The organism is Pseudomonas grandcourensis, assembly GCF_039909015.1.
GTDB lineage: Bacteria > Pseudomonadota > Gammaproteobacteria > Pseudomonadales > Pseudomonadaceae > Aquipseudomonas > Aquipseudomonas grandcourensis.
Genome location: NZ_CP150919.1, coordinates 5,099,764 through 5,120,088, shown reverse-complemented (window position 1 = coordinate 5,120,088; position 20,325 = coordinate 5,099,764). Strand labels below are relative to the sequence as shown.

The following is a 20,325-nucleotide window of genomic DNA, read 5'->3' as shown; positions in this document are numbered from 1 at the left end:
GAGCGGTGCGATATGAGGCTGATCGAGGCGAGAGAATGGCAGGTTTAGAGTTGTATGGCACGCCACTGTATGTAATAAGTGTTTTCCTGCTTTTATTGACTGCAGTGAGAGCGTTGGTGCCTGATAATAGGGCGGACAATCTGTTTCGCACGCTAGAGGCTTCTATCGTTTTTCTTGCGATTGTCATAGCGTCCTATTATATATCTAATCGACCATTTGATATGGAGGGTGATACTGAGGTCTATATAAATTTTTATAACGGTTTTAATTCTGGTCTTGAAAATCCATTTCAAACCTTTGAGCCTGGCTTTATCGGGGTAGTCAGTTTTTTTGGTTTTCTTGGTTTGAGCTATCAGTGTTTTTTCTTCTTTGTTGCGTTTATGTTTTTATGGTCCTATTACCTTTTGCTGAAAGTTGTATTTGGCAATGGCTCTAGTTGGGCGCTCCCTGTTTTTGGATTTTTGTTATTTTATCCATTCTTCTTTTCATTGACGGCAAACATTATTCGTCAAGGTTTTGCTCTTTGCTTTGTGAACTTTGCCTTGGTTTGTTGTGTGAAGGATTATTGGCGTCGAGGTCTAGTTTTTTCGTTGTTGGCAACATTATTTCATAAGTCCTCATTGGTTTACTTTCCCTTTGTGCTTTTTCGAAAGCAAATTATGAGTATTGGTGTTTTCGGTGTAGTGGTTTTTTGGGTGTTGGTGTCTATGGCATCCTATTTTAAGATTTTTTCTTTGTTGGTGACCATGTTGTTTGAGTTGTTGTCAGGTTATGGTTTGTCAATAAACTATACTGATGTCGATAATATTGACTATCTCATAGGGTTTAGATGGGATTTCTGGGCGTTTTCATCGTTTTCCATTATGTTGTTGATGGTGCTTAAACTGCTAGAAAGAGAGCGAAAAAATGAAACGTATATATTTTATATCTGTGCGTTTCTTTCTTGTTTGCATATCGCGATGTTTGATGTGGCTTATAATGACAGATTTGGCATTTATGCCTGGATTTTTTACCCCTTGGAGATCGGGTACGTCATTCGCCTCGCATGTGCCAGTTTAGCAACTGGAAAACGACCAAAAAAAGCTGGAAACGAAAATGTGTTTTTGTAATAGGGGGAGGTGAGATGTTTGTATTACTGACAGGTGCTAAGGGTTTTATTGGAAGCCAATTGCTCGCGCGCCTGTGTGCATCGGGTCATAAAGTCAGGGTTGTAACCCGTACCTCCTTTGAAAGTAGTTTCAGCGGCGTGGAGGTTGTGCTGGCTGATCTGACGAACCCTGATACGAATTACGACTCTTTGGTATCCGGTTGTGAGGTCGTTTTCAATTGCGCGGGTGAAATCCGCGATGAAAAGGCCATGCGATCACTTCATGTCGATGCCACCGGTCGTTTGATTGCAGCTGTTAATCGTCAGGCATCTCCGGAGCACCCCATTCACTTTGTTCAATTAAGTAGTGTTGGAGCATATGGCCCTGCCCAGGGTGCGCTCCGTATTGTAAGTGAAACAACAAAAGAAAATCCTCAAGGAGCCTACGAAGAAACCAAGACGGTAGCCGACTCACTGGTAATGAAAAGTGGGGGTAGTGAGTTTTTTAGTTACTCGATATTGAGGCCTTCTAACGTATTTGGTGAAAACATGACGAACAATTCACTTCGTCAGCTTGGTAGAATTGTACAGAAAGGCTTGTTTTTTTACATCGGAACTGCCAGGAGAGATGCCGTCGCTACATATATCCATGTTGAGGACGTTGCCTCTGCTTTGATGCTTTGTGGATTTCACCCCTTGGCTAGAGGTGAGATTTTTAATATTTCTAATGACTGTCCATTGTCTGATTTGATAAACGGAATGGCCGACGCACAACATGTATCTCGTCCGAAATGGAGCGTTTCAGAAACTCTGCTACGCGTAATGGTTACCGTCGCCAATCGTTTTTTGCGTCTGCCCGTCACTCCAGCACGTATTGACGCACTGGTGTCCAAAACAACTTATCCAGCCACCAAGATTCGTGACACTCTCGGTTTTGTTCCTGAAAAAAATGTGCCAGAGGCTATCAGTGAGCTTTTTACAAAACGGCCGATAGCCTGATAAATGGAGTAGTCTTTATGTTTCGCAACCAAGCACTCCAAAATATCGTTCGTATTTTTTTGCAGCCTATGGGTGCAGCTATTGGTTTGATTGTCTCGACGCGGGGTAATGGACGTAGCCAAGGTGTTAAGAGAGGGATTCATAGTGCAGGATAAAAACTTAAAAATTGCTCGAGTTTCAACTGTTCCTTTTTTTGTTCTAACGCAGTTGAAAGCGCAGATTGACGCATTGGCTGCTTCTGGTGCTGCGGTTACTGTTATTGCTAGTCACGATGAAATGAGTAATCAGCTAGCGGAAAGTACGAATTATATACCAGTAAATATTGAGCGTAAGATAGATCCTGTAAAGGATTTGTTAAGTTTGATATCGCTGATTAAGGTTTTCAGAAACAAAAAATTCAATGTCATTCATTCTACGACGCCAAAGGCTGGATTGCTTTGTGCAATTGCAGGTTTTTTATCGGGCACTGAAGTTCGTCTGCATACCTTTACTGGACAGCCTTGGGTAACGATGGGCGGAGTCAAAAAATCAATACTGAAGTTTTGTGATAAAATCATAGGGGTGCTGAATACACACTGTTATGCCGATAGTATAAGCCAAAAGAATTTTCTTGTTTCCAACGGTATAATAAAAGCTGAAAAAATTTCCGTTCTAGGAAGTGGATCCTTGGCAGGCATAAATCTTGATCGGTTTGATTCTTCTCGTTATGGCGAGGAGGAGTTGGCCGATTTGCGAAGTGGTCTTGGTATTCCAGAGGGTAGCAAAATACTTTTGTTTGTCGGGAGAGTTACTCCGGACAAAGGTATCAGAGAGCTTTTGTCTGCGTTTGGTGAAATTGTACGAGCCGATAGAAGTGTATTTCTCATTCTGGTAGGACCATTTGAAGCCGATGCCGAAGAAATTGTCGCTAGTGCCTCTACGGATGACTTAAGTCGCAACCTTAAAATTATCGGTTATTCAAACGAGCCTGAAAAGTATATGGCGCTGGCGGACTTGCTATGTCTACCCAGCTATCGCGAAGGTTTCGGCACCGTTGTCATTGAGGCTGCGGCTATGGGGACACCAACGGTAGGTACCGATATTTACGGTTTGTCTGACGCGATAGTAAATGGTGAGACGGGAATTTTGGTTCCTGTCAGGGATCCTGCTTCACTTGAGCAAGCCATTGTTTCGATATTGAGTGATGCTCGTATATTGGAGGCGATGGGGGAGGCTGCCAGGGTGCGGGCCATTACCGAATTCAGTGCGAGTACCTGCTCCGAACTGTTGATTAACGAATATAAGAGGTTTTTTAATTGACTATTGATTCAGTTCAGGTCCCCCAGCGTATCGTAATTACCGGGGCAAGTGGCTTTGTCGGATCCGCGGTGGTACGCGCGCTGGATAAAGTTGAGCGATATTTTCCAGTGGCTGTCGTACGTTCAAAAAAAGATAGCCAAAAACATTCTTCATCGGTGTTCTCAGTTCCGGATATATCCTCTGCAACCGATTGGAGTGCTGGAGTAAAGGACGCTGCTGTAGTTGTTCATGCTGCCGCACGGGTTCACGTGATGAAGGAAGTAGAACGGGATGCATTAGCCGAATTCAGGAGGGTTAATGTTGAAGGCACAATCAATCTTGCTCGGCAGGCCGCTGCCGCGGGAGTTAAACGTTTTATTTTCATCAGTTCCATAAAGGTAAATGGGGAACAGACAGATTTCGGTAAACCGTTTACCGCTGACGATAAGCCTGCCCCATCCGATGCCTATGGTGTCTCCAAAAAAGAAGCCGAAGACGCATTGCGTGTTATTTCGAAAGAAACGGGTATGGAGGTTGTCATCATTCGGCCTACCTTGGTTTATGGCCCAGGTGTAAAAGCTAATTTTAGAAATATGATGACTTGGCTCCACAAGGGTGTTCCGCTGCCATTTGGTTCTATTCATAACAAACGAAGTTTGGTTTCACTCGATAATCTCGTCAGTTTGATCATGGTTTGCGTTGAACACCCCAATGCCGCTGGACAAACATTTTTGGTCAGTGATGGTATTGATTTGTCTACAACTGAATTATTACAACGCACTGCCAAGGCGCTAGGGGTCAAGAGTCGGCTGGTTCCGGTACCTGCAAAGATGTTGGCATTTTTTGCTGTTGCCTTGGGACGTCGATCACTTTCCCAGCGTTTGTGTGGATCACTACAAGTCGACATACACAAGACCCGGCATCTTCTTGGATGGCACCCAGCAGTATCAGTCGAAGACGCTCTAGACAAAACAGCCAAAGAATTTTTGGAACATCAATGATGACGAATTTATATTGGATTTTACCTTTGGCGTTTGTTGGCGCTCTGGTAGGCACTGCTGTTCTACGTCGATACGCATTGTCCAATAGCCTTATTGATGTCCCTAACGCGCGGAGCTCGCACGTGCTGCCCACCCCCAGGGGAGGAGGGGTCGCGATCGTGGTTTCCTTCCTTTTGAGTGCGATTTTTCTTGCTGTAACTGAACAGATTCAATGGTCCGTCGCCTTGGCTGTCCTGGTGCCCGGCGGGTTTGTCGCGATCATTGGTTTTCTCGACGATCACGGTCATGTCCCGGCACGTTGGAGACTGCTCGGCCATTTTTCTTCGGCAATCATCGGGATGGTGATTTTCAATGGAATGCCGGCGATTCACCTGTTCGGCATGGCCATTGATCTAGGGTGGGCGGCGTATTTGTTTGGAAGCTTCTATCTGGTCTGGTTATTGAACCTGTACAACTTTATGGACGGGATCGATGGGTTGGCGAGTATGGAAGCCATTTTTGTTTGCCTGGGTGGAGCAGTCCTGTACATCCTTTCAGGAAATCCCGGTTTTGTGTGGGGGCCGGTTGCGCTCGCGCTGGCTGTTGCCGGTTTCTTGTATTGGAATTTTCCTCCGGCGCGAATTTTCATGGGCGATGCCGGTAGCGGATTCCTGGGCATAACGCTAGGTTTTCTGTCATTGCAGGCAGCGTGGGTAAACCCTGCCTTGTTCTGGGGATGGCTGATTCTCCTGGGAGCATTCATTGTCGATGCGACATGCACGCTTTTCGTTCGACTGATTAGAGGCGACAAGGTCTACGAGGCGCATCGCAGTCACGCTTATCAGTACGCGTCACGACAGTACGGCAGCCATTTACCTGTAACGCTTTCGGTAACCGGCATAAATGTGGTTTGGCTGTTACCTATTGCCATGTTAGTGGCGATAGGCCTGCTCGATGGCCTCGTCGGATTGTTGGTAGCTTATGCCCCCTTGCTTCTGCTGGCATTGCGATTCAAAGCTGGTCAGCGCGAAGTGTGATGTGTCGCTTGAAGTTGTTTGAGATAAACACGCTTGAGCTTTAAGCTTGTCGTTTGCTTTATTTGAAAAGGATATTGAGATGCTTCGCCAATGGCTACTGCAGCTTCCGCGACGCCAAAAAAGGCTGATGCAAGTTGCGACCGATATTTTCCTGGTCTGGGCTGCGCTTTGGTTGGCATTCGTCGTTCGCTTGGGTATTGACGAGATCGTAAATCCGCTGAAAGCGCACACCTGGTTATTCCTGTGTGCACCGATTATCGCGATTCCGCTGTTCATTCGTTTCGGATTGTATCGGGCGGTTTTACGCTACTTCGGAAACGACGCACTGATTGAAATCGTGAAGGCGGTTAGTCTCTCGTCGCTGATCCTCGGGCTCGTGGTTTATTGGTATAGCAATCATCAGACTGTTATTCCCCGCTCGATCATTTTTAACTATTGGTGGCTAAGCTTATTGATGATTGGTGGGTTGCGACTAGCAATGCGCCAGTATTTTCTTGGCGATTGGCTTACTGCTGCTCAGCATGTCCCGTTTACGAATAGAGACAAGGGGTTGCCAAAGGTTGCAATCTACGGCGCAGGAGCCGCGGGAAACCAGTTGGTAGCGGCGCTTCGCATGGGACGATTAATGAGACCTGTCGCGTTCATCGATGACGACACCAGTATTGCTGACAGGGTCATTTCGGGATTGCATGTCTACGAGCCCAAGCATATTGAGAAGATGATCGATGTTACCGGGGCTCAGGAAATCCTTTTGGCCATCCCGTCGGCAAATCGCGCGCGGCGTCGTGAAATATTGGGGTACCTGGAAGGCTTTCCGCTGCATGTCCGAAGTGTTCCCGGCTTTATGGATCTGGCGAGCGGTCGTGTAAAAGTAGACGACATTCAGGAAGTGGATATTGCGGACCTGCTCGGGCGCGATGCCGTGCCTGCGCAAAGCGATCTGCTCGAGCACTGCATCAGGGGCCAGGTCGTGCTGGTGACGGGGGCAGGTGGATCGATCGGTTCTGAGCTTTGCCGGCAGATACTGGTGCTGCGACCCACTACTCTTTTGCTGTTTGAGCATAGTGAGTTCAATCTTTACAGCATTATGTCCGAATTGGAGCAGCGGGTTGCACGCGAGTCTTTACCTGTAAAGTTGCTGCCGATCCTTGGCTCTGTCCGTAATCAGGAAAAACTGCTGGACGTGATGAAGACGTGGCGTGTCGATACGGTTTACCACGCTGCAGCTTACAAGCATGTCCCAATGGTTGAGCACAACATCGCTGAAGGCGTACTCAACAACGTCATCGGTACGCTCAATACTGCGCAAGCTGCGTTGCAGTCCAATGTTGCCAATTTTGTACTCATCTCAACGGACAAGGCAGTACGGCCTACGAACGTCATGGGTAGCACCAAGCGTTTGGCTGAGATGACGCTTCAGGCATTGAGCCAGGAGTTGGCACCTGTTTTGTTCGGGGACGCCTCGAATGTTTCGCGGGTGAATAAAACCCGTTTTACGATGGTTCGATTCGGCAACGTCCTGGGCTCTTCAGGATCAGTCATCCCGCTATTTCACAAGCAGATTCAACTCGGTGGCCCACTGACGGTTACGCATCCGAAGATCACTCGCTATTTCATGACGATCCCCGAAGCGGCCCAGCTTGTGATTCAGGCTGGTTCAATGGGGCAGGGAGGCGACGTTTTCGTTCTGGATATGGGCGAACCGGTAAAGATTGTCGAGTTGGCGGAAAAAATGATCCATCTGTCCGGTCTCAGTGTGCGCTCGGAGAGAAATCCCCATGGAGATATCTCCATTGAGTTCACCGGACTTCGCCCTGGTGAAAAGCTGTATGAAGAGTTGTTGATCGGCGACAACGTAGCCGCAACTCCTCATCCAATGATCATGACCGCCACTGAGGACTACCTTTCCTGGGAGGTTCTCAAAGTCAAGCTGGCGGAATTGCTGGCCGCAGTTGAGCAGGATGACTACTCCTGCGTCCGCCAACTCCTGCGCGAAACCGTCAGCGGCTATACCCCAGACGGCGAGATTGTTGACTGGATCTATCAGCAGCGTCGCCTCGAACCCTGATTGTTTCACATTCTGCAACAGACACATTTTTGACACGCTCCAGACATCACCTAAGTTTTGAGGGCAGCTTTGGAAAAGCTGCCTTCTCAATCGATGTCATGGAGCGTCATTTATGCGTACTGGCTATTTCTACTCTCTCGTTTTTGCCCTGCTGACCAGCACTTCAATTGCAGTCGTAGCTGCACCTGCAGTCAAACAGGAAGCTGGAAATCCTCCTGTGGTGATGGAAGCTTCAGAGAAAGAGCAGTCCGGCAAAATCAACCTCAATGCGGCGGATGCAGCGACACTGCACCGCGAACTGTCTGGTGTGGGCGAGGCCAAGGCGAAAGCGATTGTTACGTATCGTGAGGATAATGGGCCATTTGCTTCAATTGACGAACTGCTTGAGGTCAAGGGTATCGGCAAAGCCATTCTCGATAGAAACCGCGAGAAGCTTGAGGTGAACTAAGCTTGTAAATCAACGCCAAGGGGCCGGTCATTGACCGGCCTTTTTGCATTTTGGCAAATGGGAACACTCCGCGCGTTGACTGTTCCTGGCCCCGATCATTGAGACTCACCCTTTGGCAGCAGTATAAAATTACGACTATCATATGGTGAATAAATTATGCCTATAATCAATTGGCCTTTCGACACCGCGTCCTGAAACACAGGCGCTGGTTTTCTCTTTGCGTTTCTCAGGAGCACTGCCATGAATTCTGTTCAGTCCCCAGGTACGGCCCTCGTCACCGGTGCTTCGTCGGGTATCGGTGCGGTTTACGCCGAGCGTTTGGCGGCACGCGGTCTTGATCTGCTACTGGTTGCTCGCGATCAGGATCGATTGGAGTCTGCAGCGAGCAAGCTGCGCGCCGAGTATGGTGTTTGGGTAGAGGTGCTTAAAGCGGACCTGACTCAAAAGGAGGACCTACTCAAGCTCGAGCAGCGTCTGCGAAGTGATTCGAGCATCAGCCTGCTACTCAATAACGCAGGTGTGGCGGCGGATGGTTTGTTGGCCAATGCCGATATGGACCAACTCGAGCGCTTGATTCAACTTAACATCACGGCGGTTACGCGGTTGGCCTCGGCGGCTGCGGCCAGCTTTACCAAGGCCGGGCGCTGCACGATCATCAATATCGCATCGGTGGTGGCATTGTTTCCCGAGCGTTTCAACGCGACGTACAGCGCCAGCAAGGCCTATGTATTGAGCTTGACTCAATCGTTGAACGCCGAGCTGAATGGCACTGGAGTGAAGATCCAGGCGGTGCTGCCCGGTGTGACACGAACCGAGATCTGGGAGCGCTCCGGTATCGATGCATCGCAAATCCCTGAGGAGATGGTGATGGAGGCGGGCGAGATGGTCGATGCTGCGTTGTCGGGTCTGGATCAGGGTGAACTGATCACCATTCCTTCGCTGCCTGATGCGGCGGATTGGGATGCGTTCGTGGCGGCGCGTCATGTGATGGCGCCTAACCTTTCGAAAAGCAAGGCCGCAGCCCGTTATCGGTAAGCGCCATCAATCGGTTTGAGGTGTATTTGGTATGAGTGATCGTCGAGTGGTTGTAACGGGCATGGGCCTGGTGTCGCCATTGGGGAGCGGTGTCGAAGCAGTCTGGGCGCGGCTGCTGGCCGGGCGCTCCGGCCTGCGTAACTTGCCGGATGACGTGGTTGCCGATCTGCCGGCCAAGGTCGGCGGTGCAGTGCCTGCGCTGGCTGACGATCCGGAGGCAGGGTTCGATCCGGACCGGGCAACCCCACCCAAGGAGCAGAAGAAGATGGACCGCTTCATCCTGTTCGCCATGGAAGCGGCGCGTCAGGCACTGGAGCAAGCTGGTTGGCAAGCGCTGGATGCCAATGCCCAGGAGCGCACGGCCACCATCATCGGTTCGGGTGTGGGTGGCTTCGGCGCGATTGCCGACGCGGTGCGCACCACTGATAGCCGTGGTCCGAGGCGTTTGTCTCCATTCACTATCCCTTCATTTCTGGTCAATCTCGCGGCAGGTCATGTGTCAATCCAGCATGGCTTCAAGGGGCCATTGGGCGCGCCGGTCACGGCATGCGCCGCCGGGGTTCAGGCGATTGGCGATGCGGCGCGGCTGATTCGTGCGGGTGAGGCGGATATCGCGGTGTGCGGTGGCGCGGAAGCGGCGATCGATCGGGTCAGCCTTGCCGGGTTCGCGGCTGCTCGCGCCTTGTCCAGCGCTTACAACGAAACGCCTGAGCGCGCTTCGCGACCTTTCGACAGTGGTCGCGATGGCTTTGTCATGGGAGAGGGGGCCGGGCTGCTGGTCATCGAGTCTCTGGACCATGCGCTGGCCCGGGGCGCCCAGCCCCTGGCGGAGCTGGTCGGCTACGGCACCAGCGCCGATGCCTATCACCTGACCGCCGGCCCCGAGGACGGCAACGGTGCGCGGCGGGCGATGTCGTTGGCATTGGCACAGGCTGGTGTTTCACCGGCTCAGGTTCAGCATCTGAATGCTCATGCAACCTCGACTCCGGTGGGGGATCTGGGTGAGCTGGCGGCGATCAAGGCGTTGTTCGGTGCGCAAAACGGCATTGCCGTGACATCGACCAAGTCGGCAACCGGGCATTTGCTCGGTGCTGCGGGGGGAATCGAGGCGATCTTCACGCTGCTGGCGATCCGTGACCAGGTGGCACCGGCGACCCTCAATTTCGAGAACCCGGATCCTGCCACTGAAGGCGTGGATATCGTTCATGGCAAAGCGCGGCCAATGGCCATCGAGTACGCGTTGTCCAACGGCTTCGGATTTGGCGGGGTCAATGCCAGTGTACTGTTCAAGCGTTGGCAGGGTTAATCCTGCGAGTGCTTGAGGTGTTCGCGTGCGACGTCGAGAATCCGTTGGGCAAACTCGGCGTCGGCAACGCTGCGCGATAACAGCAAGGCGCCGACCAGCGTAGACATGATGACGATGCTGCGATCGGCGCTGCGCTCACCCTCAAGGGTGTGCTGGATCTGATCGAGTCGCGCCTGGAGCACGACGTCGCTGGTCGGACTCGGTTGACCACGCAGTCCCAGTTCCGAAGAAATGGTCAGCAGCGGGCAACCTTCGTGGGGGGAGGATTGATGCCATTCGGACAGGTAGGTGTCGATGAAGGCTTTGAGTGGCTGTTCTTCGGCGAAGATTTGCGCGCACAACTCGTCGACTTGTGCGCCAGCCTCCTGCAAGGCTTTTTCTACCAGTTCGTCTTTGGACTTGAAGTGCGAGTAAAAGCCACCGTGGGTCAGGCCCAGTGCTTTCATCAGGGGTTGCAGTCCGGTCGCGCCGATACCGTCGCGTCGAAATCGCGCTGAAGCTTCCTTGATTATGCGTTTGTGGGTCTGGGCTTTATGGTCCTGCGAGTAACGCATCTGATATCTCCGCATCAATGCGGCCATATTAACCAATGAAAATTGCATGGTGACTGTACTTCTACTTCTAAAAAACATGCAGATGCTTCGATATGGGTGCAAAGCGGCGTGATTTCGGGAGTTTCCACGCAAAAACAAACCCCGCCGTGCAAGGCGGGGTTTTCAGTCAGCGGTCTTGCGCTTCCTTGGCGTCCATTTCCGCATTGCGTTCGGCGACGCGCTTGCGTTGTTCTTCGGTCAGTTCGACCTTGTTGGCGGTGTCGCGCAGCAGCATCAGACCACCAACGATCGAGCCGATGGCAACGACCAGAATCAACCAGGCATACCAGGGCATAGGACTCTCCTTGAAAAGCAGGCGGTCGGCGAGGGTTCGCCAACCGAACGTGCATACCGTTTTGAGTGATGGGGTTTCATCGCAGTTCCATCGCTATCATCCCCATTCTATGCCTGTTGCTCGAGGTTCACTCGAACGCTTTCAATGTCCGGTCAGCATCGCATCTGCCGGCGCGTCGGCGCGTAGTTGTGCGGTGAGCATGAAGTACACGAAACCTGCCGCCATGAAGCCCAGGAAGATCAGGCCGATCAACGTGTTGAACCAGGCCATCGCCACCAGGCACACCACCGCCAGCATCAGTGCAATGAACGGCACCAGCGGGTAGCAAGGGGCGCGGAAGGTGCGCTCCAAGTTCGGCTCGGTTTTACGCAGTTTGAACAGGCTGAGCATGCTCATGATGTACATCACGATGGCGCCGAACACGGCCATGGTGATCATCGCGGCGGTCAACGTCATGCCGCCGAGGTTGATCAAGCCGTCGCTGTAGATGGCTGCAATGCCGATGACACCGCCGGCGATGATCGCCCGGTGCGGGGTTTGAAAACGTGACAGTCTGGCCAGGGACGCCGGCAGGTAACCGGCCCGGGCGAGGGCGAAGAACTGCCGCGAGTAGCCAAGGATGATCCCGTGGAAGCTCGCCACCAGACCAAACAGGCCGATCCACACCAGCATGTGCAGCCAGCCCGAGCTTTCGCCGACCACGGTTTTCATCGCCTGGGGCAGCGGGTCGTTGATGTTCGACAGGGTGCGCCAGTCGCCGACGCCACCGGCGAAGAACATCACCCCCATCGCCAGCAGCACCAGGGTCAGGATACCGCTGATGTAAGCCTTGGGAATCGTGCGTTTCGGGTCCTTGGCTTCTTCGGCGGCCATGGCTGCGCCTTCGATGGCGAGGAAAAACCAGATGGCGAAGGGGATCGCCGCAAACATCCCGGCAATCGCCGGAGCACCGAATACATCGGAACCGGCCCAGCCATTGAGGGCGAAATGGCTGAAGCTGAATGCCGGGGCGACCACGCCCATGAACACCAGCAGTTCGGCGACCGCCAACACGCAGACCACCAGTTCGAAGGTGGCTGCCAGTTTCACGCCGAGGATGTTGAGGCCCATGAAGACGATGTAGGCACCGACTGCAGCGTGTTTCGGGTCCAGGGCTGGAAACTGGACATTGAGGTAGGCGCCAATGGCCAGGGCAATCGCCGGTGGGGCAAAGACGAATTCGATCAGTGTCGCCAGCCCGGCGATCAATCCGCCTTTCTCGCCAAAGGCGCGACGGCTGTAGGCAAAGGGACCGCCGGCATGGGGAATGGCGGTGGTCAGTTCGGTGAAGCTGAAGATGAAGCAGGTGTACATGGTGGCGACCATGAATGAGGTCACCAGAAAGCCCAGGGTTCCGGCCACGCCCCAGCCATAGCTCCAGCCGAAATACTCTCCGGAAATCACCAGCCCGACCGCAATGCCCCAAAGGTGCAAGGTGCCCAGAGTGGGTTTGAGTTGTGTGTTCATGGGGTTGCTCCCTGAGTGGTTTGGAAAGCTCGGGGAGGGCAGTGCAGTGGGCGTGCCATTTTGTGATGTTGCGTCGTAAAGCGCTGAAAGCTGTCGTATCGGGGATGATCGCTGCTGGATGCATGCTTTTTGATGCGCCAGTTGGGTGCGTTTTTGTCTGTTTTGCCGCCATCGCGAGCAAGCTCGCTCCCACAGTGGAGCCATGTCATATGGGCTGACGCATCTCAAATGTGGGAGCGAGCTTGCATCCGCCATCAACCCTCGCTGTAACAAAGCCATAAACCCACTCTTTACGCTTTCTTTATGCCCCGCAGGCACCCTCGGTCTCGTTCCTTTACAGCCTCCTTTCCGACAATGACTCCACACGCGGCAATACGCCGTAACACGGAGAACTTCCATGAGCGTTCTGGATGGGGTGTCGCTGCTGCTGGCAGTGGGGCTGTTCATTTATCTGTTGGTTGCGCTGCTGCGCGCGGACCGGAACTAGGAGCGGCTATGCACAGTTATGACTATTGGCTGATCCTCGGGTTTTTCGCCCTGGTATTGGTCCCGGCGCCGTTTCTCGGGCGCTTCTACTACAAGGTGATGGAAGGGCAGCGCACCTGGCTGACGCCGGTTCTCGGTCCGGTCGAACGCGGTTGTTATCGTCTGGCCGGCGTCGATCCGCAGGCCGAACAGAGCTGGCAGAAATACACGCTGGCCTTGCTCGCCTTCAACCTCGCGGGTTTCCTGCTGCTGTTCGCGATCCTGCTGTTCCAGGACCACCTGCCGCTGAACCCGCAGAACCTGCCGGGTCAGGAGTGGACGCTGGCGTTCAACACCGCTGTCAGCTTCATGACCAACACCAACTGGCAGGCCTACAGCGGCGAAGCGTCCCTGAGCTACTTGAGCCAGATGGTCGGCCTCACCGTGCAGAACTTCGTCAGCGCCGCCACCGGCCTGGCGGTACTGGTCGCGCTGTGTCGCGGCATCGGTCGCAAGTCCACCCGGACCCTGGGCAACTTCTGGGTCGACATGACCCGTGCCACCCTCTACGGCTTGCTGCCGCTGTGCGTGATGCTGGCGCTGTATCTGGTCTGGCAGGGCGTGCCGCAAACCTTCGCGCAGTACGTAAATGCGGTGACGATGCAGGGTGTTGACCAGGTGATACCGCTGGGACCTGCTGCCAGTCAGATTGCGATCAAGCAACTGGGCACCAACGGTGGTGGTTTCTTCGGCGTGAACTCGGCGCATCCGTTCGAGAACCCGACGGCCTGGAGCAATCTGTTCGAAATGGCCTCGATCATTCTGATCCCCGTCGCGCTGGTGTTCACCTTCGGCCATTACGTGAAGGACCTGCGCCAGAGCCGGGCGATCATCGCCTGCATGCTGGCGTTGTTCCTGATCGGCGGCGCCACCTCGTTGTGGGCTGAATACCAGCCGAACCCGGCCCTGAACAATGTCGCCGTCGAACAGACTGCGCCGCTCGAAGGCAAGGAAGCGCGCTTCGGCACTACCGCCACAGTGTTGTGGTCGGTGACCACCACTGCTGCCTCGAACGGTTCGGTGAACGGTATGCACGACAGCCTCAACCCGCTGAGCGGCATGGTGGCGCTGGTCAACATGATGGTGGGCGAAGTGATTTTCGGCGGCGTTGGCGCCGGGCTCTACGGCATGTTGCTCAACGTGCTGATCGCGGTGTTCCTCGCCGGCCTGATGATCGGTCGTACTCCGGAATACCTCGGCAAGAAACTGCAAGCCAGGGAAGTGCAATTGCTGGTGGTGACCCTGATGGTCATGCCGATTGGCGTACTGGTGCTCGGCGCGATTGCCGCCAGCCTGCCTGGCCCGGTGGCCGCGGTGAGCAACCCTGGGCCTCACGGATTCAGTCAGCTGCTCTACGCCTACACCTCGGCCAGCGCCAACAACGGTTCCGCCTTCGCTGGCTTCGGCGCCAACACACCTTTCCACAACCTGATGCTGGGCCTGGGCATGTTGATCGGTCGCTTTGGCTACATCCTCCCGGTTCTGGCCTTGGCCGGCAGCCTGGCGATGAAGAAAACCGCGCCGATTGGCCAGAACAGCTTTCCGACCCACGGCCCGCTGTTCGTCACCCTGCTGACCGTGACCATTTTGCTGGTGGGCGGCCTGACCTTCTTGCCGACTTTGGCGCTAGGTCCAATCGCCGAACACCTGAGCATGGGCTTCTAAGGAGTCAATGATGAATATGCCCGTAATCAAAACCGTCGCCACCAAGGCACCGGAACAAACGAAAACCGCGATCTCGGCCTTGTGGCGCCCGGCGCTAGTGCAAGCCTTCGTCAAGCTCGACCCACGGCAATTACAGCGTGCGCCGGTGATGCTGGTGGTCGAACTGACGGCGATCCTGACCACCGTGTTGTGCTTCATTCCCGACACGGCAGTACCGACCTTCGTTGCCGCGCAAATCGCGGTGTGGCTCTGGTTCACCGTGCTGTTCGCCAACTTTGCCGAAGCCTTGGCCGAAGGCCGTGGCAAGGCTCGCGCCGATAGCCTCAAGGCCGGCAGCGAAGGCCTCAGCGCCCGGCGTAGAACCGGCAACGGCAGCTTTCAAGTGGTGCCCGCCGCAAACCTGCGCAAAGGCGATGTGGTGCGCGTCGAAGCAGGGGAGATGATCCCCGGTGACGGGGAGGTGATCGAAGGCATCGCGGCGGTCAACGAAGCGGCGATTACCGGTGAATCGGCCCCGGTGATTCGTGAGTCCGGCGGCGACCGCTCGGCCGTTACCGGCAACACACGGCTGGTGTCCGACTGGCTACTGGTGAAGATTACTGCCAACCCCGGCGAGTCGACCCTGGACCGCATGATTGCCCTGGTCGAAGGCGCCAAACGCCAGAAGACTCCAAACGAAGTGGCGCTCGATATCCTGCTGATCGGCCTGACCCTGATCTTCCTGCTGGTCGTGGTGACCCTGCAACCATTCGCCCACTTCGCCAACGGCAGCCTGCCGCTGGTGTTCCTTGTGGCGCTGTTGGTCACGTTGATTCCGACCACCATTGGCGGTTTGCTGTCGGCCATCGGTATCGCCGGGATGGATCGCCTGGTGCGCCTGAACGTGATCGCCAAGTCCGGTCGTGCGGTGGAAGCGGCGGGGGACGTGCACGTTCTGCTGCTGGACAAGACCGGCACCATCACCTTCGGTAACCGTCGTTGCTCAGCGGTGTATGCCGCGCCGGGCGTCACAGCCAAGGAACTGGCTGAAGGCGCGTTGTTTGCCTCGCTGGCCGACGACACCGCGGAAGGCAAGTCGATCGTCGAATACCTGCGCGGCACCCATCCGCAACCGGAACCATCCGCTGACGTGCTGACAGCCGTGCCTTTCAGTGCCGAAACCCGCTTGTCCGGTGTCGACTATCAAGGGCGCGTGTACCGCAAGGGCGCGGTGGATTCGTTGCTGGCGTTCGTTGGCCTCAAGCGTGCTGACCTGGCACCGGCCTTGTCCCGTGAAATCGACAAGATCGCCCAAAGCGGCGGCACCCCGTTGCTGGTGTGTGCCGACGGCAAGTTGCTGGGTGCGATCCACCTCAAGGACGTGGTCAAGCCCGGTATCCGCGAACGTTTCGCCGAGTTGCGCAAGCTGGGGATCCGCACCGTCATGGTCACCGGCGACAACCCGTTGACCGCCGCTGCCATCGCCGCTGAAGCGGGTGTGGACGATGTGCTGGCCGAAGCCACGCCGGAGAAAAAACTGGCGCGCATTCGTCATGAGCAAAACGACGGTCGTCTGGTCGCCATGTGCGGCGACGGCGCCAACGATGCCCCGGCCCTGGCCCAGGCGGACGTCGGCATGGCGATGAACGACGGCACGCAAGCGGCCCGTGAAGCGGCCAACATGGTCGACCTCGACAGCGACCCGACCAAGCTGCTGGACGTGGTGCAGATCGGCAAGGAGTTATTGGTCACCCGCGGTGCGCTGACGACCTTCTCCATCGCCAACGACGTGGCCAAGTACTTCGCGATCCTGCCGGCGCTGTTCGCCGCGATCTACCCGCAACTAGGCGTGCTCAACGTGATGCACCTGAGCAGTCCCCAGAGCGCGATTCTCTCGGCGATCGTGTTCAACGCCCTGATCATTGTGGTGCTGATTCCGCTGGCGCTGCGTGGTGTGCGGGTTCACGCGGCGAGTGCGGCGGCGTTGTTGCGACGCAATCTGCTGATCTACGGCCTGGGCGGGATCCTGGTGCCGTTCGTGGGCATCAAGGCGATCGACATGCTGTTAACGGCGTTGCATCTGGTTTGACCTTGAATGGCGGTGTGTCAGTCACACCGCCTTCGTCGGAACGCCGCCCGGAGCAAGCCCGCTCCCACAGGGTTCTGTGGTGCACCTGACTTTACGAATTCGAGGATTGTGAAATGTCCACATTGATACGCCCGGCCCTGAGCCTGCTGGTCCTGATGACGCTGATCACCGGCGTCGCCTATCCACTGGTGGTCACTGGCGTGGCCCAGGTCGCGTTCCCGGATCAGGCCAACGGCAGCCTGTTGCGGGATGCCGAGGGCAGGGTCCGCGGTTCCTCGCTGATCGCCCAGGATTTCGTCGGCGACGCCTGGTTCCACCCGCGCCCTTCGGCCGGTGCCTTTGCCACCGTGTCGAGCAGTGCCAGCAACCTGTCGCCGAGCAATCCGGCGCTGGCGACGCGGGTGATCGACGATGCCAGCAAACTGCTGGTGCCCGGCCAGGGACCCGTGCCCCTAGCGCTGCTCACTACCTCCGGCAGCGGACTCGATCCGCACTTGCCACCGGCGGCGATTGCCTATCAACTGGCGCGTGTCGCGACGGCGCGCAATCTGCCGGTAGCGACACTGCAGCAACTGCTGGACGCCCACATCGAGCAACCACTGATAGGCCCGCCGGTGGTGAATGTGCTTGAGTTGAATCGGGCGCTGGAAAAACTTTAGGTCCGCGGTGCTGCCATTCGCGAGCAGGAGTACGCATTCCAAATGTAGGAGCGAGCCTGCTCGCGATGACGGCCTGAAAGGCACTACATCAACATCAGAAGAACGAGAACTTCAAACATGAGCAACTCCGGCCGCGCCGACGCGCTGTTAGCAGACCTGCCCCGCGATGGCCGTGGCCGGCTCAAGGTATTTCTCGGCGCCGCGCCGGGTGTCGGCAAGACCTACGCCATGCTGCAAGCGGCCCACACCCAGCTGCGCCAAGGGGTGAAAGTCATTGCCGGCGTCGTCGAAACCCACGGCCGGGCCGAAACTGAAGCATTGCTCGGCGGCTTGTCGCAGCAGCCGTTGGTACGCTCCGAGTACCGTGGCGTGTTGCTCGAAGAAATGGACCTCGACGGTCTGCTCCTCGCCAAACCGAAGCTGGTGCTGGTCGACGAACTGGCGCACACCAACGCACCGGGCAGCCGTCACGAAAAGCGCTGGCAGGACATTCAGGAACTGCTTGCCGCCGGCATCGATGTGTACACCACGGTCAACGTCCAGCACCTGGAAAGCCTCAACGACCAGGTGCGCGGCATCACGGGCGTGCAGGTCCGCGAGACCCTGCCGGACTGGGTGCTGCAGGAAGCCTACGAACTGCTGCTGATCGACTTGCCGCCTCGGGAACTGCTGGAGCGCCTGCGCGACGGCAAGGTCTATGTGCCGGAGCAAGCGCGGGCGGCCATCGACGCGTTCTTTTCCCAGACTAACCTCACGGCCCTGCGCGAACTGGCGATGCAAACCGCGGCAGCTCAGGTCGATAACGATCTGGCCCAAGGGTATCGTCAGTTGGGGCAAGCGGCGCCGGCCGTGCGCGGGCGTTTGCTTGTTGGGGTCGACGGCGATGCCCAGGCCGAGCGCCTGGTACGGCATGCCAGTCGCGTGGCCCAGCGGCGGCACCTGCCCTGGAGCCTGGTGCACGTGGACAACGGCAGAGTGCGTGACGAGCAGTCCCGCCTGCGACTGCAGAGCGCCCAGCAACTGGCCGAGCGCCTGGGCGGCGAAGTGGTGTTGCTGCGCGCCGGTGAAGTGGCGAAAACCCTGATCCAGCATGCCGCCGAACGCCGCGCCAGCCTGGTGCTGGTCGGCCAGTCCCGGCCACGTTTGCGCCGACGTCTGTTCGGAGGCGGGTTGGCGGCGCGACTGCTGCGTAATGCACGCGGACTGGAGATCAACGTTCTCGACAGCGATCAACAACAGCATCAACCCCATCAGCGGTCGATGCATTCACTGGTCTGGTTCGACTACGCATTGGCCGTGGTCGCGACGGTTCTGGCCAGCGCTCTGGCCTGGGCCGTGGCGAGCGTTCTGCCACTGCCGAACATCTCCCTGGTGTTCCTTGCGGCGGTGTTGCTGGTGGCGGTGCGCAGCAGCCTCGGGCCGGCGCTGGCCTGTGCGGCGCTGTCGTTCCTGACCTATGACTTCCTGTTCATTCCACCGAATTTCTCTTTCAGAATCCAGCGCGAAGAAGACGTGCTGACCCTGCTGTTCTTCCTGCTGATGGCGGCCCTCACCGGCAACCTCGCGGCGCGCCAGCGCAGGCAATTGCAGGCATTGCGCGATACCCAGGAAGAGACCACCGAACTGCTCGACCTGTCACGCAAACTCACCGCCGCCACCGACCGCCAGGCCGTGGTCAGTGCGGCCGCCCAGCACCTCAACGGTTGGAGCGATGTGCAACTGTGCCTGCTCAATCGCGACGGGCAAAACGGCTGGAAAGTCGAAACCGGTGGCCCCCTGGAGTTCAACGAAGCCGAGCGCGCCGCCGCCGACTGGGCCTGGCAGCACGATCAACCCGCGGGTGCGGGCACCGGCACCTTGCCGTTCGGCCGCTGGTGGTGGTGGCCATTGTCGGTGGAAGACGGCCCGCTGGCGTTGCTTGGCGTGTGCGCCAGGGAAGGCCAGACCCTGAGCGGCCAGCGCCGACGCTTGTTGACTGCCCTGAGCCAGCCGCTGGCCCAGGCGCTGGCCCGGGCGCAACTGGCCGATGATCTGGAGGCGGCACGGCTGCACGGCGAAACCGAGCAACTGCGCAGTGCCTTGCTGGCGTCGGTGTCCCACGATTTGCGTACACCGCTGACATCCATGCGCGGCAGTATCGACAGCCTGCTGGCCCTGGGTGAAGCGATCCCGCTGGAGGACAGACGTGAACTGCTCGAAGGCACCCGCGATGAAGCCGAGCGCCTGGACCGCTACATTCAAAACCTGCTCGACATGACCCGCCTCGGCCACGGTGCCTTGAAGCTGGCGCGGGACTGGGTGTCGCCGGCGGACATCGTCGGCAGTGCGCTCAATCGCCTGCGGGCAGTCCTTGCGTCGTTGCAGGTCAACACCGAGGTGCCGGCCGAATTACCGCTGCTGTACGTGCATGCCGCGCTGATCGAACAGGCACTGATCAACGTGATGGAAAACGCCGCGCGGTTTTCGCCACCCCACGGGCGCTTGCAATTGCGTGCCGGGGCCGATGACACTGAGCTGTTTTTCTCGGTCTGCGATGAGGGCCCGGGGATACCGGAAGAGGAGCGGGCGAAGATTTTCGACATGTTTTACACCGCCGCGCGGGGTGATCGCGGCGGGCAGGGTACCGGGCTGGGGCTGGCGATTTGTCAGGGCATGGTCGGTGCCCATGGCGGGCGTATCAGCGTCGCCGACGGCATTGAGGGGCGCGGCACCTGCATCACGTTGCACCTGCCGCTACAGGCTCAGCCGGGATACGAAAGTGAAGCCTGATCGCGCT

17 protein-coding genes are annotated in these 20,325 nt (G+C 56.5%); 14 read left to right on the top strand and 3 right to left on the bottom strand.

Annotation, left to right across the window (positions count from 1 at the left end):
* Window positions 1-35 precede the first annotated feature (35 nt).
* The 9 genes from AABM52_RS22810 (at window position 36) to fabF (ending at window position 10,238) form a co-directional block, all read left to right on the top strand.
* Window positions 36-1,109 (top strand): EpsG family protein, encoded by a 1,074-nt coding sequence (locus AABM52_RS22810; protein ID WP_347908151.1) that lies wholly within the window; start codon window positions 36-38, stop codon window positions 1,107-1,109.
* Window positions 1,110-1,123: 14 nt separating this feature from the next.
* Window positions 1,124-2,086, top strand: a complete 963-nt coding sequence (locus tag AABM52_RS22805; RefSeq protein WP_347908149.1) for an NAD-dependent epimerase/dehydratase family protein — start codon at window positions 1,124-1,126, stop codon at window positions 2,084-2,086.
* Between the two features lie 108 nt (window positions 2,087-2,194).
* Window positions 2,195-3,385, top strand: a complete 1,191-nt coding sequence (locus AABM52_RS22800) for a glycosyltransferase (RefSeq protein ID WP_347908147.1) — start codon at window positions 2,195-2,197, stop codon at window positions 3,383-3,385.
* Entirely contained in the window at window positions 3,382-4,365 is a 984-nt protein-coding gene (locus AABM52_RS22795) for an SDR family oxidoreductase (protein ID WP_347908146.1), read from the top strand. The genes AABM52_RS22800 and AABM52_RS22795 overlap by 4 nt, the downstream gene beginning before the upstream one ends.
* Window positions 4,365-5,381: a glycosyltransferase family 4 protein gene (locus AABM52_RS22790; protein ID WP_347912676.1), complete on the top strand. Its 1,017-nt coding sequence runs from the start codon at window positions 4,365-4,367 to the stop codon at window positions 5,379-5,381. Before AABM52_RS22795 ends, AABM52_RS22790 begins: the two co-directional genes overlap by 1 nt.
* A gap of 79 nt (window positions 5,382-5,460) precedes the next feature.
* On the top strand, window positions 5,461-7,449 hold the full coding sequence (locus AABM52_RS22785; protein WP_347912675.1) for a nucleoside-diphosphate sugar epimerase/dehydratase: 1,989 nt from the start codon (window positions 5,461-5,463) through the stop codon (window positions 7,447-7,449).
* Window positions 7,450-7,561: 112 nt separating this feature from the next.
* Window positions 7,562-7,897, top strand: a complete 336-nt coding sequence (locus tag AABM52_RS22780; RefSeq protein WP_347908144.1) for a ComEA family DNA-binding protein — start codon at window positions 7,562-7,564, stop codon at window positions 7,895-7,897.
* Window positions 7,898-8,137: 240 nt separating this feature from the next.
* Window positions 8,138-8,932, top strand: coding sequence for an SDR family oxidoreductase (locus AABM52_RS22775; protein WP_347908142.1), 795 nt, complete (start codon window positions 8,138-8,140; stop codon window positions 8,930-8,932).
* Window positions 8,933-8,963: 31 nt separating this feature from the next.
* Window positions 8,964-10,238 carry a beta-ketoacyl-ACP synthase II gene (fabF, locus tag AABM52_RS22770; RefSeq protein WP_347908140.1) on the top strand — a complete coding sequence of 425 codons (1,275 nt, stop codon included), beginning with the start codon at window positions 8,964-8,966 and terminating at the stop codon, window positions 10,236-10,238.
* Here fabF and AABM52_RS22765 read toward each other — a convergent pair.
* The 3 genes from AABM52_RS22765 to eat all read right to left on the bottom strand — a co-directional run bounded on the left by AABM52_RS22765 (window position 10,235) and on the right by eat (window position 12,632).
* Window positions 10,235-10,792 carry a TetR/AcrR family transcriptional regulator gene (locus AABM52_RS22765; protein ID WP_347908138.1) on the bottom strand — a complete coding sequence of 186 codons (558 nt, stop codon included), beginning with the start codon at window positions 10,790-10,792 and terminating at the stop codon, window positions 10,235-10,237. The genes fabF and AABM52_RS22765 overlap by 4 nt on opposite strands.
* A 166-nt stretch (window positions 10,793-10,958) precedes the next feature.
* Window positions 10,959-11,126 (bottom strand): DUF2897 family protein, encoded by a 168-nt coding sequence (locus tag AABM52_RS22760; protein ID WP_007985427.1) that lies wholly within the window; start codon window positions 11,124-11,126, stop codon window positions 10,959-10,961.
* Window positions 11,127-11,267: 141 nt separating this feature from the next.
* The gene (gene eat, locus AABM52_RS22755) at window positions 11,268-12,632 is read right to left on the bottom strand and encodes an ethanolamine permease (protein ID WP_347908136.1); all 1,365 of its coding nucleotides are present in this window, start codon (window positions 12,630-12,632) and stop codon (window positions 11,268-11,270) included.
* 397 nt (window positions 12,633-13,029) lie between these two features.
* Here eat and kdpF point away from each other — a divergent pair, with 397 nt between their 5' ends.
* From kdpF to AABM52_RS22730, 5 genes are all read left to right on the top strand, one after another.
* Window positions 13,030-13,119: a K(+)-transporting ATPase subunit F gene (gene kdpF, locus AABM52_RS22750; protein WP_007899818.1), complete on the top strand. Its 90-nt coding sequence runs from the start codon at window positions 13,030-13,032 to the stop codon at window positions 13,117-13,119.
* Between the two features lie 8 nt (window positions 13,120-13,127).
* Window positions 13,128-14,822 carry a potassium-transporting ATPase subunit KdpA gene (kdpA, locus tag AABM52_RS22745; RefSeq protein WP_347908134.1) on the top strand — a complete coding sequence of 565 codons (1,695 nt, stop codon included), beginning with the start codon at window positions 13,128-13,130 and terminating at the stop codon, window positions 14,820-14,822.
* Between the two features lie 10 nt (window positions 14,823-14,832).
* Window positions 14,833-16,890: a potassium-transporting ATPase subunit KdpB gene (gene kdpB / locus AABM52_RS22740; protein ID WP_347908132.1), complete on the top strand. Its 2,058-nt coding sequence runs from the start codon at window positions 14,833-14,835 to the stop codon at window positions 16,888-16,890.
* A gap of 113 nt (window positions 16,891-17,003) precedes the next feature.
* Window positions 17,004-17,549 (top strand): potassium-transporting ATPase subunit KdpC, encoded by a 546-nt coding sequence (kdpC, locus tag AABM52_RS22735; protein ID WP_347908130.1) that lies wholly within the window; start codon window positions 17,004-17,006, stop codon window positions 17,547-17,549.
* 117 nt (window positions 17,550-17,666) lie between these two features.
* Window positions 17,667-20,318, top strand: a complete 2,652-nt coding sequence (locus AABM52_RS22730) for a sensor histidine kinase KdpD (protein ID WP_347908128.1) — start codon at window positions 17,667-17,669, stop codon at window positions 20,316-20,318.
* Window positions 20,319-20,325 lie beyond the last annotated feature (7 nt).

Coding starts and splice junctions, on each gene's coding strand:
- AABM52_RS22810 (WP_347908151.1), top strand. CDS start 36: ATGGCAGGTTTAGAGTTGTATGGCACGCCACTGTATGTAATAAGTGTT.
- AABM52_RS22805 (WP_347908149.1), top strand. CDS start 1,124: ATGTTTGTATTACTGACAGGTGCTAAGGGTTTTATTGGAAGCCAATTG.
- AABM52_RS22800 (WP_347908147.1), top strand. CDS start 2,195: ATGGACGTAGCCAAGGTGTTAAGAGAGGGATTCATAGTGCAGGATAAA.
- AABM52_RS22790 (WP_347912676.1), top strand. CDS start 4,365: ATGACGAATTTATATTGGATTTTACCTTTGGCGTTTGTTGGCGCTCTG.
- AABM52_RS22785 (WP_347912675.1), top strand. CDS start 5,461: ATGCTTCGCCAATGGCTACTGCAGCTTCCGCGACGCCAAAAAAGGCTG.
- AABM52_RS22780 (WP_347908144.1), top strand. CDS start 7,562: ATGCGTACTGGCTATTTCTACTCTCTCGTTTTTGCCCTGCTGACCAGC.
- AABM52_RS22775 (WP_347908142.1), top strand. CDS start 8,138: ATGAATTCTGTTCAGTCCCCAGGTACGGCCCTCGTCACCGGTGCTTCG.
- fabF (WP_347908140.1), top strand. CDS start 8,964: ATGAGTGATCGTCGAGTGGTTGTAACGGGCATGGGCCTGGTGTCGCCA.
- AABM52_RS22765 (WP_347908138.1), bottom strand. CDS start 10,792: ATGCGTTACTCGCAGGACCATAAAGCCCAGACCCACAAACGCATAATC.
- AABM52_RS22760 (WP_007985427.1), bottom strand. CDS start 11,126: ATGCCCTGGTATGCCTGGTTGATTCTGGTCGTTGCCATCGGCTCGATC.
- eat (WP_347908136.1), bottom strand. CDS start 12,632: ATGAACACACAACTCAAACCCACTCTGGGCACCTTGCACCTTTGGGGC.
- kdpF (WP_007899818.1), top strand. CDS start 13,030: ATGAGCGTTCTGGATGGGGTGTCGCTGCTGCTGGCAGTGGGGCTGTTC.
- kdpA (WP_347908134.1), top strand. CDS start 13,128: ATGCACAGTTATGACTATTGGCTGATCCTCGGGTTTTTCGCCCTGGTA.
- kdpB (WP_347908132.1), top strand. CDS start 14,833: ATGAATATGCCCGTAATCAAAACCGTCGCCACCAAGGCACCGGAACAA.
- kdpC (WP_347908130.1), top strand. CDS start 17,004: ATGTCCACATTGATACGCCCGGCCCTGAGCCTGCTGGTCCTGATGACG.
- AABM52_RS22730 (WP_347908128.1), top strand. CDS start 17,667: ATGAGCAACTCCGGCCGCGCCGACGCGCTGTTAGCAGACCTGCCCCGC.